At 68.1% G+C, this 13328-nt stretch carries 12 protein-coding genes, 1 tRNA gene and 3 pseudogenes; 7 read left to right on the plus strand and 9 right to left on the minus strand.

The genetic code is table 11. The features are described 5' to 3' along the window. Positions 1-366: 366 nt before the first annotated feature. From ITJ85_RS17530 to ITJ85_RS12955, 3 genes and pseudogenes are all read right to left on the minus strand, one after another. Positions 367-597 (minus strand): annotated as a pseudogene (locus tag ITJ85_RS17530) (type II toxin-antitoxin system RelE family toxin); the annotation flags it as partial. A gap of 31 nt (positions 598-628) precedes the next feature. Next, on the minus strand, positions 629-865 hold the full coding sequence (locus ITJ85_RS12950; RefSeq protein WP_217913524.1) for a hypothetical protein: 237 nt from the start codon (positions 863-865) through the stop codon (positions 629-631). A 358-nt stretch (positions 866-1223) separates the two neighbouring features. Continuing rightward, complete coding sequence (locus tag ITJ85_RS12955) at positions 1224-1457, minus strand: hypothetical protein (RefSeq protein WP_217913525.1); 234 nt, start codon at positions 1455-1457, stop codon at positions 1224-1226. Between ITJ85_RS12955 and ITJ85_RS12960 the strand changes: the two genes are divergently transcribed. Then, on the plus strand, positions 1438-2745 hold the full coding sequence (locus tag ITJ85_RS12960) for a hypothetical protein (RefSeq protein WP_217913526.1): 1308 nt from the start codon (positions 1438-1440) through the stop codon (positions 2743-2745). The genes ITJ85_RS12955 and ITJ85_RS12960 overlap by 20 nt on opposite strands. Before the next feature lie 990 nt (positions 2746-3735). After that, a complete protein-coding gene (locus tag ITJ85_RS12965) occupies positions 3736-5049 on the plus strand; it encodes an AlbA family DNA-binding domain-containing protein (protein WP_217913527.1) in 1314 nt (437 codons plus the stop codon). 180 nt (positions 5050-5229) lie between these two features. Here ITJ85_RS12965 and ITJ85_RS12970 read toward each other — a convergent pair whose 3' ends face one another. From ITJ85_RS12970 to ITJ85_RS17695, 3 genes and pseudogenes are all read right to left on the minus strand, one after another. Then, positions 5230-5412 carry a hypothetical protein gene (locus ITJ85_RS12970; RefSeq protein ID WP_217915979.1) on the minus strand — a complete coding sequence of 61 codons (183 nt, stop codon included), beginning with the start codon at positions 5410-5412 and terminating at the stop codon, positions 5230-5232. 12 nt (positions 5413-5424) lie between these two features. Beyond that, a pseudogene (locus tag ITJ85_RS17690) lies at positions 5425-5556 on the minus strand (transposase); the annotation flags it as partial. Positions 5557-5813: 257 nt separating this feature from the next. Next, positions 5814-6281: pseudogene (locus ITJ85_RS17695) on the minus strand (IS110 family transposase); the annotation flags it as partial. A 481-nt stretch (positions 6282-6762) separates the two neighbouring features. On the opposite strand from ITJ85_RS17695, the gene ITJ85_RS17275 reads away from it, so the two are divergent. From ITJ85_RS17275 to ITJ85_RS12995, 5 genes are all read left to right on the plus strand, one after another. Further along, entirely contained in the window at positions 6763-7845 is a 1083-nt protein-coding gene (locus ITJ85_RS17275) for an IS110 family RNA-guided transposase (RefSeq protein ID WP_246496261.1), read from the plus strand. Continuing rightward, positions 7737-8810: an SIR2 family protein gene (locus ITJ85_RS12980; protein ID WP_425517119.1), complete on the plus strand. Its 1074-nt coding sequence runs from the start codon at positions 7737-7739 to the stop codon at positions 8808-8810. Before ITJ85_RS17275 ends, ITJ85_RS12980 begins: the two co-directional genes overlap by 109 nt. 37 nt (positions 8811-8847) lie before the next feature. Next, the gene (locus ITJ85_RS12985; RefSeq protein WP_217913530.1) at positions 8848-10569 is read left to right on the plus strand and encodes an ATP-binding protein; all 1722 of its coding nucleotides are present in this window, start codon (positions 8848-8850) and stop codon (positions 10567-10569) included. Beyond that, positions 10559-10777: a KTSC domain-containing protein gene (locus tag ITJ85_RS12990; protein ID WP_217913531.1), complete on the plus strand. Its 219-nt coding sequence runs from the start codon at positions 10559-10561 to the stop codon at positions 10775-10777. Before ITJ85_RS12985 ends, ITJ85_RS12990 begins: the two co-directional genes overlap by 11 nt. A 170-nt stretch (positions 10778-10947) precedes the next feature. Continuing rightward, a complete protein-coding gene (locus ITJ85_RS12995; protein WP_217913532.1) occupies positions 10948-11331 on the plus strand; it encodes a helix-turn-helix domain-containing protein in 384 nt (127 codons plus the stop codon). A gap of 16 nt (positions 11332-11347) precedes the next feature. Here the strand turns inward: ITJ85_RS12995 and ITJ85_RS13000 are convergent, their stop codons facing one another. The 3 genes from ITJ85_RS13000 to ITJ85_RS13010 form a co-directional block, all read right to left on the minus strand. Continuing rightward, the gene (locus ITJ85_RS13000; RefSeq protein ID WP_217913533.1) at positions 11348-12532 is read right to left on the minus strand and encodes a tyrosine-type recombinase/integrase; all 1185 of its coding nucleotides are present in this window, start codon (positions 12530-12532) and stop codon (positions 11348-11350) included. Between the two features lie 91 nt (positions 12533-12623). After that, a tRNA-Ile gene (locus tag ITJ85_RS13005) sits at positions 12624-12697 on the minus strand. Positions 12698-12742: 45 nt separating this feature from the next. Continuing rightward, complete coding sequence (locus ITJ85_RS13010) at positions 12743-13324, minus strand: hypothetical protein (protein ID WP_217913534.1); 582 nt, start codon at positions 13322-13324, stop codon at positions 12743-12745. Positions 13325-13328 lie beyond the last annotated feature (4 nt).

Here is a 13328-nt window from a genome sequence, read left to right on the forward strand (position 1 = left end):
GAGCAGCGGGAACTACTGGAAGCGCAACCACACTCCGACAGCGCAGCGAACCGCGTCAACGCGCGTTTCGTCACCCGAGACGGATCGTCGAAGGCAGGGAGGCGGGCCCTCCCCGCCGGCGGGGCGACGCGTTCGCCTGAGCGGACAATGTCGCAGAGGGACCCCGGGTGAGTGGGCGCGGCAGGACTCGAACCTGCGACCCAGGGATTATGAGAGGCAGTCGAGCGTCTCTGCGGGGCTCGGATAGACGACTGTTTTCCCTGCTAAGAAGGGCTGTCCGGACTGTCCGGACACCTCCCCGTTTCGGCCGTTCTCGGCCCCTCATGTTCACACCTTGTTCACACCCCGACGGCTCGAAGCCGCGAGTCAGCGCTCGTACGCCCGCCCACGAGGCAGCACGCGAAGCACCGTAATCGTCCGGGCGCCGGCGTCCCGGACGAAGCGGACGCGCCAGTCGCCGATGCGGAGCCGATACTGGGGCGGACTGACGCCGCGGAGGCGGGCGACGTCGCCCTGACCCGTCGCCGCGAGCAGCTCGAGCGCCTCCCGCAACCGAAGTCGAACCGGCGGATCGAGTCGCTGAAGATCGCGCTGGGCCGACCGCGCAACGAGAAGACGGTCGGCTCCCTCAGCGCTCGCCCCAGACCTCCTCGGCGCTCAGCACGTCGCCTCGTCGGACCTCGTCGCGAGCGTGCTCGACGGCCGCGCGCTCCTCGTCCGTCTCGGGCTCGTCGTCGAACGGTGCCGAGGCGAGCGCCAAGGCGACTGGGTCATCGCGCCAGTGCTCGACGGCCCGGAGGACTCGCGCCGCCTCGGGCTCGGGCAGTTGATCGACGAGCTGGTGAAGGCGCTGGCGTGCGGTCACACCGACAGTGTACGAGGGAGGACACGCGAGCAGCTAGCGCGCGGCTCCGCATTGGGCTGGGCACTAGTTGTTCTCGTGGACGACGAGCCCGGCGTGCACGCCCGACATCGTGCCGCTCCACCAGGCAGCGCACTCCATCGGTGCCCCAGCCGCGGTCAGCGCACCGGCGTCCGCCGGAGAAGCGAGCAGGGCGGCTCCACTGCGAGTCATCGACTGCCATCAGCGCGATCATTTTCAAGCGCCTCTTGCGGGTACCGCCCCTCGCAGCAGCTCCGCCGCTCTTCGAGCGGCCGCCAACTCGAATCGAGCGGCGCGATCCGCCGGCGGGCTGCGACGAGCTCCGCGTCGTCGCTGCTACTCAGCCCAGCCGCAGGCCGGCGTCAATCTCTGTCTGGCGGCGCCAGTTGCAGATCGCCTGGTTGCTCGCAGCGAGGTCGGCGGCGACCTCGGTGACCGACCTTTCCCCCTTCACCAGCTCCAGGACGCGGCGGCGGAACCGGGGCGGGTCCTCGTTGGGCTCTAACTCGCCGAGGATCTCGACCGGGGTTACGCTTGGGTCAATGTTTCCTGCATTGATCGTCGCGATCGCCATCGCGCTGCTTGTCACCGCCTGGCTGCTCTGGCAATCCTCGCGAGAATCGAACGTTCCGCGAGCACAAGTGCCGTCGAGCACCGAGGCGCGGATCGATGTTCCGCCCGAGTTTCCTCCCGCGGGTCTTCTGGTCCCCGAGGGCGTTCTTCGATCCGCTGGCTCAACCTCTGCCGCGATCTGGGATGCGCTGGAGACCGCAGCAATGCCAGTAGCCGTTGAGTACCACCCGGTCACCGCGTCGGAGATCGCGAAGTTCCGGTCCATCCCTGTGAACGCATCGGCTCAGCAGGCGATGGTCAACATCGTCAAGGCTCTCAACCCGAAGAACCCGACATTGTACCGGGTCGTGCTCCCGAAAGGCAAGGCACTCGTCAAGGCTCTCGGGCAACCGGGGTTCAGGGGGTTCTCTCGCACCGGCGACAAGACAGCACATGCCATTCTGATCCCGGTCACTGCTGGTGGAGTAGTCGCGGCAGGCTGGCCCGTGATCGCTGTCGCCGGAACAGTGATGGCCGTCGACATGGTCTCTCAACGCCAACAGCTCGCCCACCAGCGCCGGGTCGAGGCGATTCTGGGGCGGCAAGAGGAACGTCACTACATCGAGAGGATCAAAGATCAGCGGTCCGCGGACGCACAGTTGTCCCGTGCGATCAGCAAGATGCTCGACGACTGCAATCCGCACATGGAACTAGCACTCAAGAGCGCGGACGACGAGTTCCACCGCTCCACGCAGTTCTTGGACCGCTTCCAGGGTGTCACGGACCGGCTGAGAGACGAGGACGGCAGGGTTGACTACCGCCGATTGGAAGAGACGCTTGGCGGCAAAACGAAGGACGTGGACTACTTCGTTCGAGAACTTAATCTGTCGCGGTCTGCGATCGCGATTAAGCGCAAAGCACTCGTCGCTGACGCGGCGTCCCACGCCCTCGCCGACCCCAGCAACCCATACACAGCACTGCGGCAGTTCTTGGACGCGGAAGCGCACCAATTGGAGCAGGCCGAGACCGCTGTAGCAGAGCTAACGGAACAGCTCTCCGCTATCGAACTGAAGGGGCGCTGGCACAACCGGGGCAAGTCCTTGACCGAGCGCCAGGCCAAGCTCCGAGCCCAGATCGCTCCGCCGAGCGTCGACGACACCGCGGAGATTCTCTTCTTTGCGACCGGCTCCGGCGAGATTCTTCAGCTGCTTCCGCCCGACGCCGACGAAGCCACACAGCCAGCGCTGGACGCGAATACGGACGACGCTGAGAGAGTGAGAGGAGGGACGTTCCCAGAAGCGGGTCTCTGAGGGGTGAGCCCTGCACTGTCGCTTGTGGAAATACCACTGCTCCTACAGTCGGCCTCGAGACTTGCGAATCCGCAGTCTCAGACATCCGCGACTGCTGCTGAGCGCAGAGCGACTGCTTGACGCGCCTGACTGCGCGGGGCGCTGCGGGCGCCGTACGCTTGACTCGCCGACCCCTGGGATGGCCCTTCTGATTCCCGGCGTGTTGACTTCGAGCATCACGGGCGGTTTGCTCTGCAGGTGCCCCCGCTTCTTCACGAGAAGCTCGAGCGCGTTCTTCGCCTAGCGGCCGAGGACCCGGCTGGCGCTTTTCGCTTAGCAGCGAAGATCGACACCGCTCCAGCAGAGCGCGCGTACGCCGAGGGTCTTCTCGCGTATCCCCTTCCGTTTCCTGCGGGATGGATTGGCGACTCTGTTGCACGCTTTGATCGCGCGTTTCGGTACGCCATGCGCTCTGTGGAGCGCCGCGAGTCAGTGGCTGCGCTGTATGGACGTCGCGCACGTCTTCCCTCGCTGCGCGACGGCTTTGTGATTGAGAGTCTTGAGGCGGGATCGATCCGACTTCGTGGGAGCCCCTCCGACGGAATTCACCGCGCTCTTCAGTCTAAGCCTATCGTCTTCATCAGCGGCCTAATCACCGCCCTCGGGTTACTTCAACTAGAGCCCCGCATTCACTTCGGTGACGAGTCGCCCCCTGCGCCACCCGCTCCGCTGTCGCTTCAGGTGATTCAGGCACCCGAGTTCAACATCATTGTCAACGTAGATGGGCAGTACCTGCAAATCCACTGCGATCCATGGCTGGTCGAGCGTCGCAATCGTGGTTCTGAACGCCCGCGATCAACTGGCTGAGCAAAGGCACCAAGGGTCACGATCCGTGCTCGGCTGCGCGGACACTGGGAGGCGTCTGCGAGCCGCGGATGCCGACGCCGGCGTTTGGGTCTCAGCGGTAGACTTACGTACCACAAGTGACCCCGGTCGTTCTGGCTCCCGAATATGACAACACGACGCGAGATTCAGCGGATTCTCGACGCCGGCACGTTCGACGCCTTGGTAGGCCTGGAGGAAGGGCAGGAGCTCGACTTCAAGGCAAGGCCATACAACCTTGGCTCGCGGAACGGGCGACGAGGCCTTGTGGCTGACGTTGCGGCGTTCGCAAACAGCCGCGGAGGCATCATTGTCGTCGGCGTCGAGACCCAGCGAGACGCGACGACAAGGATGGAAGCCGCCTCAGGAATCGCCAGTGTGCGACCCACCTCCGTCGAGGAGACCCGATACCGTGACCTCGTCAAAGCTCACGTGTTTCCTATCGTCAGGGATTTTGGGGTAGTCCGGCATCCGGGTGAAGCTGATGGCGAGGAGGTTCTACTCGTCGCGCTCTACGTTGCGGCGCAGGATGAGCGAGACCGGCCATTTGTGGTCGATAGATTCCCTAGCGACGACGAGGCCGACGACGTTCCGCATGGCGTTGGTTGGCCAACTCGTTGGGGAGACCAGACGCATTGGGAGCGACCCGAGGTCATACAGATGCACCTCGCTCGTGGGCGGTCCGGGGGCGCGCCTTCGGCTGCCACCGACGAGGGGCTCTCCTTAGAGACCGAGGCATCTGAGGACCTTGAGTTCTTGGAGAGTCAGCCGGAGTGGGAAGATTGGGGCTGGTATGCGGTTCAAGCGGTTCCGACAGGCAGGCCAGGCGTTCAGGACTTCCACGGGGAATTTCGAGAGCAAGCGCGTCGCTGGCGCGGGCTCCGCCCCGACGGGTTCGATCTCAACTTGGACTGGGACCTGAACCCCCTCGGACCCAGACTCGCGTCGCTCCTCACACGACAAGGCACGATTATCCGTGGCTCGGGTGTCACGACCGCCGGCGCGCTGGCCTATCCGGATTTCTTGGGATGGGCTCAGAGCCCGATGGGTGCCAAGAGAGCCGAACTCGACACAGTCATCCTGAACCCCTGGGCGCTTGTTGAGTTTACGTTCGAGGCTCTACGCTTTGTGTATGAGTGCGTCGCACCCGCCATGGCCCGCCACCCTCCGCTGGGCTGGCATGTCCGCGCCGAAGTGCGCCATTTTCGCGAGCGAGTCCCAGTCTCGCTGCGTTTGAATTTGGGCCGCGGCCCAGCGCTTGACACTGTGTCGGCCACGATCGACCAGCACACCGTCAGGGTCCAGGGTACGGGCGATCCAGGGAGGGACGCGTTCAGTCTCCTCGCGCGCGTGTACGGCGATGTCTTCGGCCGAGGGGAGCGCGAAGTGCCGTTTGCGCAGGCTGGCAGGATCGATCCCGAGCTCTTTGCTCCGTCGCGATAGTCCGACGGAACGCCGGCGCGCATTGGTGCGCTCGCGCGCACCGACCACACCCCGGCGGGCGTCGATGCGGAACCGCGCTCAGCCGCGCACGTCGCCTTGGAGTTGTCCGGACGTCCGGACACATGGGCACTGCATCGCGGATGTACTCCTATGTTTGTCAAGCCGCCGGCACGCGGCTCCTCAGGCCGCGGCCGGACGTGCGGGCAGAAGCACCCTGGCGTCGGCCTGCAGCTGACGCCACACGACGTCGGAGAGGCGTCGCTTCAGCGCCCGTAGTCCGTCGCGCCCGGTGCGGCCTTCGGCGCGGCGGCGATCGAGGTAGGCGCGGGCGCGCGGGTCCCTGCCGGCCTGGGTGAGCGCCATCACGTGCAGGGCATGGTTGAGGCGGCGGTTCCCGCCGCGGTTGAGGCGATGGCGGGTGCGGGCGCCACTCGATGCCGGGATCGGCGCGGTGCCGTTGGCGCGGGCGAACTGATCCGGGGTGGCGTAGCGGCGCGGGTCGCGCACCTCGCCGATGATCTGGCCGGCGTGATCGGCCCGATCCCGACCAGGGCGACCAGGCCCGTTCCGATCTGGCGCACGCGCTCTGCGATCTCGCGACCGAGATCGCGGATCTCCGCATCCAGCTCGACCAGGCGCTCGAGGCGCCGCGTGGCCAGCCGCGCGTGGACGTCCGGACGTCCGGCAAGGAGCTCGCCGGCGCGCCGCAGCTGGTAGCGGGCGCGCAGCGCGCCGCAGTGGCGCTCGTAGCCCGGACAGATCACGACCAGGTCCGCGTGCAGGCGGTTCGCCGTGCGGGTGCGCTCGCCGATCAGCTGGCGGCGGTAGTCGCCGAGCAGCTTCAGCTCGCGCGCGCCGGGAAGCTCGGGCCCGATCGGCACCAGGCGATCGCCCTCGCGAAGGGCCACCCGGGCGGCGGCCAGGGCGTCGCGCGCGTCGCTCTTTCCCTGCCCCGCCATGCGCGCGCGCTGGGTGTCGGTGAGCTTGGTCGGCACCTCCACGACGCGCTCGCCGGCCTCGATCAGCGCCAGCGCCAGGGCACGCCCGAAGCTGCCGGCGCCCTCGATGCCGAAGCGCCGATCCCCGGGCGCCTCATCTCGCGCCCAGGCGAGCAGCGCCTGGTGGCCCTCCGGGTCGTTCGAGAACGTGTCGGCGCACAGCTGGCGCCCGACCGCGTCGATCCCCGCGATGGCGAAGCTGGCCTTGTGGGCGTCGACACCGAAGACCACCATGACCGCCTCCTCGAGCTGACCTAGGATGCGGATGGGACGGCGCGCAGGCACCCGTCGGGTTGCTGGCTCCTATCAAGCGACGCCGACCCACCCCGGAGGCCCCGGGGGGCACTCATCGAGTGCTGGCCACGGCGTTGGCGCGCCGGGCACAAGTGTGTCGAGCCACCCGCGGGGCCTCCGCATCCTCCCGCGGACAGCGTTCGGATGTGTCCGGCACCGTACGGGTGCAAGTGTGTGGGCATATGAATGGCGTCACGGAGCTCGCGCGTCCGGCCCGACGGGGATAGCGTCGTCGGCACCGGGCCGGGGGCTTCCGGGAGGACCAGGCTGGGCAGGCCGTTAACCCACTGAGCCGCGAGCTCGCTAGTTGTGTGTGGCCGCCCCTGCGACCTGCCCGGGTGTGCCGCGAGCACGGATCCGTGTCTGTCGTTCGCCCGCTGGGTCCTCCGCGTCGAGCAAACGCTGACGAAGGAGGTGTTCCATGCGCCACATCGCCCTCGACGTCCACCGCGACTTCTGCGAGGTGGCCGTCTGCGAGGACGGGGCGATCCGCCGCGCCCCGCGCCTCGGCACCAGCCCGGCCGCGCTTTCGGCCTTCGTCGCCGCCCTGCGCCCCGACGACCAGGTGGTGCTCGAGGCGACCGGATCGGCCTGGGCGATCGCCGAGCTCCTGGCCCCGCACGCCGGTCGGGTGGTGCTCGCCCACCCGCGCGCGCTGCGCGCGATCGCCCACGCCCGCGCCAAGACCGACGCGCTGGATGCGCGCACCCTCTGCCGCCTGTCGGCGGCGGGCTTCCTGCCCGAGACCTGGGTCGCCGACCCGGCCACGATCGCCCTGCGCCGCCAGGTGGCGCGCCGGCGCCAGCTGGTCGTCCAGCGGGTGCGGGCCAAGAACCAGGTCCACGCGATCCTCGCCCGCAACCTGGCCGGCCGCCCTCCGGGGGCGGCGCCCTTCGGCCCCTCGGGCCGGCGCTGGCTGGCCGAGGTGTCGGCGTCTCTGCCGGCCCACGAGCGGCGCACCCTCGAAGGCCTCCTGCGCGAGATCGACTTCGTCTCAGCCGAGCTTCGGGCGATCGAGGCCGACCTGGCGCGCGCGGTGGTCGCCGACCCGCGCGTGCGGCGCCTGATGACGATCCCGGGGGTGAACGCGACCACCGCCGTCACCCTGGTGGCGGCGATCGGCGACGTGCGCCGCTTCGAGAACCCGCGCCAGCTGGCCGCCTACCTGGGCCTCGGTCCGCGGGGGCGCCAGTCGGGCACCGAGCCAAGACCCGTCGAGGCGCGCAACGACATGGCGGGACGGCGGCGGTATGCAGTCCGCCCTTGGAACTACTGTTGTCGGTCATGTCCGCACATGACCCTGCCTCCTTTGTCCATTCGCTCGGCCAGAAGCTCGCAACGCGATCCCGACACGTATGCGCGTTCTTGGGGGCTGGCGCGTCGAGGGCATGCGGCCTGCCCGACGTTGACGGTCTCGAGAAGCTTGTTCTCGCCGATCTCCGAGACGCAGACGCGGCTGCCTTTCAGGCGCAGCTTGCGAGCCGAAACCTCGAGGAGGCTCTGAGCAGGCTGCGCCGCATTGCGGCGCTGGTCGAGGGGGACGACAGGGTCGATGGCCTCAGCCGAAATGACGCAACCGCGCTCGACGCCGAGGTTTGCCGGTTGATCGTCAATCACCTCGGGGTTGAACGAGCGAATCTCAAGCCGGCACTCAACTTCGCCGCGTGGACGGGCCGAGCGAGCTACCACCTGCCCCTCGAGCTCTTCACGGTGAACTACGATCTCGTGCTCGAAACGGCCCTGGAAGCGCTTCGCGTTCCGTACTTCGACGGCTTCGTCGGATCGCTGCGCAGTCGCTTCCACACCGACCTGGTCGAATCGACGAGGAGCGATCAAGAGGCATGGCTTCCACGTTTCCTGGTTCGGCTGTGGAAGCTGCACGGCTCCGTGAACTGGGAGTGGGAGCAAACCGGCATCCCAGAGATTGTCCGTCTCGGAACACCGGTCCGCGGAGCCTCGCCTGCCGCAATCTTCCCATCCGACACCAAGTACCAGGAATCCCGTCGGGTGCCCTTCATGGTGCTGCAGGACCGCTTCCGAAGGGCCCTCTTGGAGAACGAAACCCTCGTACTAGTGACCGGCTACTCCTGGCAGGACGAGCACCTCAACGAGCTTCTCTTCGACTCGCTAAGACGCCGACCCCGCTCCGAGGTCATCGCGTTCTGCTATTCCGAGATCCCCGACGAACTCGCCGCACACGCCGCTCGCACTCCGAACCTACAGGTAACGGCTCCGACGGAGGCGGTGCTCTCAGGCGTCAGAAGGGACTGGAAGGCCGAGAGGCCAGCACCGGATGACGTCTGGATCAGCGACCGCTTTGCACTTGGTGATTTTGCCGCACTGGCGACCTTCCTAGCCCGCAGCTCCCCTGTCGACGGAGAGCTTGAGCGACGACTGGACGGCGCGCTGCGCGCGCTTCTCGCTGATCAGTCAGCGCCTGAGACGGGGCCGGGAGACACGAATGAGTGAAAGCGAGCCGACATGCATTGGACGCGTCCGTCACGTCTTGGGCGCACAGGTCACTGTTGCCCTGAACCCCGATCTCGCGGGCGTCGCTCCGATCTACCGAGGACGCCTTCAGCCGATCGGTCAGATTGGATCTCTCGTGCGGATCCCGCAAGGCCTCATCGACCTGGTGGCCACAGTAACCCTTCTAGGGATCTCAGAGTTGGCTGGCGCGCCGGCGCCTGCAGATGCCGTTCAGACTGGCGAGCGATGGCTCCAGGTGCAATTGCTCGGGGAGATTGACCACGGCACGAAGCGGTTCCAACGCGGAGTTGGCTCCTACCCTGGTTTGGACGACCCAGTCCACTTCGCGACGGCAGCCGACTTGGCGTCCGTCTTCCCGCCCCCAGGCAATGATCACCTCCGACTGGGAAGGCTCTCCGCAGCCGACGACGTCCCAGTCGCACTCGACATCGGCCGGTTCGTGGTCCGCCATGCGGCCGTCGTCGGCTCGACTGGCTCCGGCAAGACCAGCGCAGTCGCATCCCTTCTTCAGGGCCTCGCACGCGAGGGGTGGAAGGCAGCCAACATCGTCGTGATCGACCCGCATGGCGAGTACTCCCGGGCATTGGAATCGCACGCGAATGTCCGATCCGTCCTTGGGAGTGGCACCGGACGACTCAGGGTGCCCTACTGGGCTCTACCCGCCAGCGATGTCCTCCGCGTCTTCACCGGCTCCGCAGGAGGAGGAACGGCTGGGCGGCGGTTCGCCGAACTTGTTGCGGATGAGCGGCGCCGCTTTGTTGAGGCCGCCCAATGGCTCAATCTCAGCCCGGCGGCCGTCACCGCGGACACGCCTGTCCCCTTTGACGTGGGAAGAGTCTGGCATCGGCTCGACTGGGAAAACCGCGAGGTTCGCGACGTTAAGAACGACCCGGCGACGGTGCGGCTCGTTGACGCCGGCGATCCCGAGGCCCTTACTCCTGCCGAGTTCGTGCCCTACGGCCCCGCCGGTCAAGCGCCCCACCAGAGCCCGATCTATGGCACGTTCGGGAACACTCCCGAACTCCTGCGCTTCGGCCTCCGTGATCCGAGGCTCTCCTTCCTGAGAGAGCCACGAGGCGATGTCGAAGGGCCGGATCCGCTGGTGGCGACGATGCACGAATGGCTCGGCGGCCTGCACCCTGTTTCTGTCCTCGACTTCAGCGGCGTTCCGGATGAGGCCTCTGAGCTCGCGATCGGCGTCGTGCTCCATCTTCTCTTCGAAGTGGCGGTGCGGACTCCGCCCGCCGGACCGGGGCTTGGACGCCCCCTGCCGGTCCTTATCGTCCTCGAAGAAGCACATCGCTATCTGAGCGACGAAGCCGCCGCTATGGCCAAGGAGTCGGCCAACCGCATCGCGCGGGAAGGCCGAAAGTACGGCGTCGGACTGCTGCTCGTAACTCAGCGCCCGTCCGAACTCCCGGACACCGCCCTCGCGCAATGCGGGACCTTGCTTGCGCTTCGGCTGACGAACAGCGCGGATCAGAGCAAGATTCAGCATGCGCTGCCCGACAGCGTCGCAGGCCTCGCCGCAGCACTCCCCGCGCTGCGTACCGGTGAGGCTGTCGTCAGCGGCGAGGCGGTGGTACTACCGGCACGGATGGTCGTTGATTGCCCGAATCCTCTGCCACTCGCAGAAGATCCTCCGCTCACACCGTGGCGCCAGGAGCCTTCCCTACCCGATCTCGCGCCGGCTCTGGCCGCTTGGCGTGGTACCTACGAGGTGAACAATGGACCTTGAGTGGCGGTTGGTCGATTCAAAGGCGATTGCCGCTGAGGCTTACGACCCTGAAGCAGAGGTAATTTATCTCCGCTTCCACGATGGCGCAGAGTGGGCCTACGAAGCCTGTCCCGCCGACGTCTGGGAGGCGATGACTGCTCCGGCGCAGTCCCGTGGCCAGTTCTTCCACAAACATCTGAAGGACAAGCCTCAGCACAGGGTCGCCTAACCCAACCTGTGCTGAGGCAGACGCGCGGTGGCTGGTCCCTGCTTTCAGCCCGCGCCCGTTCCTACACCAGTACTTGGGACGCGATCATCCTCGGAACGGGACGGCGCGACCAGTGGCGCGCGTTCCGGCTTGGTGGGGGGTGATTCTCTCCATCCTCACCCCTCTAATTCGTGAACCGCGCCGTGGAGCGCGTCGTCGAGGATGGGGCTGGGGATGAAGACGTAGATCGCCGGGAAGGACAGATCACCGGGGACGGGGAGCTCTGTGTGCGGCTGCGACTCTCCGAGGACGACGTGGAGCGGGTTGCCCGGCGCGTCGTCGCGCTCCTCCGGGGAGAGCGGGACGAGGCTGCCCCACCCGAGTCGCCGTACCTGAGCGTGCCGGAGGCCGCCGCCTACCTGCGCTGCAAGCGCCAGCGCGTCGATGACCTGCTCTCCCAGCGCGTGCTGACGCGGATCAAGGAAGGCGGGCGCACGCTCGTTGCCCGCGCCGAGGTCGAGGCGCACCTCCGCGGTGAACCGACCGGGCGCTTCGCGCGCCGGCGGGCGGCGTGAGACCGCCTGGAGGGCCTCAGGGCCGCTTCTGCGGCGCGGGCAGCCCCTCGATGGCCTCGGCGCTCTCCGCACCTGTGTCCGCCGTAGGCGGGGGCCCCGTGAGGACGTCGGGGAACTGCGGCTCGGGCAGGTCCTCGGAGATTAGGTGGACGTACGTCGCGAGCGTGAAGGCGGGCGAATGGTGACCCAGGACGACCTGGACCTGCTTTGCATTCCAGCCTGCCCGGAAGAGCATCGACGCGCAGGTGTGGCGGAGAGTGTGGAAGCCAGCCCACGGCACGCCCGCCCGGATCACCGCCGGCTTGAGGAAGCGGCCGAGCAGGTTCTCGCCGTTCAGATGCGTGCCGGTCTTGCTCGGGAAGAGCGGCGCCTCGTCGGCCGGGTTGCCGGAGGCCGCGCGCCAGCGCCAGAGATCCTGGGCGAGCGCGGTCGAGATCGGGATGTCGCGGATGCCGTAGCGGCTCTTCGGGACATCGACCTTCCCCTTGTAGATCCGCCGCCGCACCTTCACGCGCCGGGCGCCGAGGTCGACGTCGCCCCACCGGAGCGCGATCGCCTCGCCGATCCGGACTCCGGTCTGCGCCAGGAACCGGACGAACAGGCGCCACTCCTCCGGCGTCTCCGCGATGATGCGGGCCAGCTCCTCCTCGGTGAGGGCGCGCCGGGTGTCGGGCAGCTCGTCGGTGACGACCGATCGCCGGCCGGCGAGGCGGATGCCGGCGCAGGGGTTGCTGCGGATGAGGCCTTCCTCCGCGGCGGTGGCGAAGAGGGCCCGGACGGGCGCCATGATCGTCCGGACGGTGGCCGGCGCGACGCCGCGGTCGGCGATGTGCTTCGCGAGGGCCTTGATGTGGCGCGGCTCGATCTCGGCGAGGCGCGTGCGGCCGAAGAACGGGATCGGGTCGAGCTCGAGGTCCCTGCGGTACTCCTCGAGCGTCGCCTCGCGGATGCCGCGGCCGGTGCGCCCCTGGTAGGTCCGCACCCACTCGCGGGCGTACTCGTCGAAGCGCAGGTCGGACAGCTCGCGGTAGTCGCCGCGGGCGACGTCGGTCGCGAGCGAGGCCTTCAGCCGGCGCGCCTCGGCCATGGTCGCCGCAGAGCGCTTGCGCCGGCGTCCGGACGGGTCGGTGTAGCCGACCGAGTACCGGTTGCCGCGACGGTAGATCCCGGGAACGGAGGTGCGCTGGTAGGACGCTGCCATCGCCAGCGATGATTACGCTTCGGGTCACACCCTGGCAAACCGGGCCGGCCCGGCCCGAACGCCGCATCTCTATTTACAGGGCCTTATCGAGTGGGCGCGGCAGGACTCGAACCTGCGACCCAGGGATTATGAGTCCCCTGCTCTGACCAGCTGAGCTACGCGCCCGCGGGGTGGATCATGCCGCAGCCGGCCGCGGCGGCGGCGGTCCGCTCAGCCGAGGACGGGGCCGATCACCGGCCGGGCGGGGCCCAGCGTGAGCGAGCGGAAGGTCAGGTCGCGGACGCCGTGCTCGATGACCATCGCGACCTCGAGCTCGCGGGGGCCCGGCGGCGGGACGGTGAGCTCGATGGTGTGCGGCGCGAGGGTCTGGCTGATGGCCGCCCGCACGGTGACCGCGTCGCGGAAGCCGATGGCGGTGACGTGACCGGTCACGCCCGGCCAGGAGCGGGCGACGATCTCGATGGTGACGGTGGCGGGGCCGTCGGGGGTGTCGGCGAAGACGGCGTCGAGGCCGAGGAGCGGCGAGCCCCGGTGGTCGTGATCGACCTCCCAGGAGATCGTGTCGTCGAACGGCAGGAAGACCTGGGCGTTCCAGGCGACGAGGTAGGCCTCGGGTGACGCCTGGTACGGCTGGCGGGCGGTGAGGCGGTAGGTGGGCCCGCCGAAGACCGGCGGGAGGAGGATGCCGGTGCGGCCGCCCGCGGCGCCGCGGGCGGCGCGGAGGGCCTCGAGCCGCCGGCGGGGCGGCGCGGTCGGGTCGTCGTCGGCGTCGTCGTGCTCGCGGTCGGCCACCTGC

It is taken from the genome of Miltoncostaea marina, from assembly GCF_018141525.1.
GTDB classification, from domain to species: Bacteria; Actinomycetota; Thermoleophilia; order Miltoncostaeales; family Miltoncostaeaceae; genus Miltoncostaea; species Miltoncostaea marina.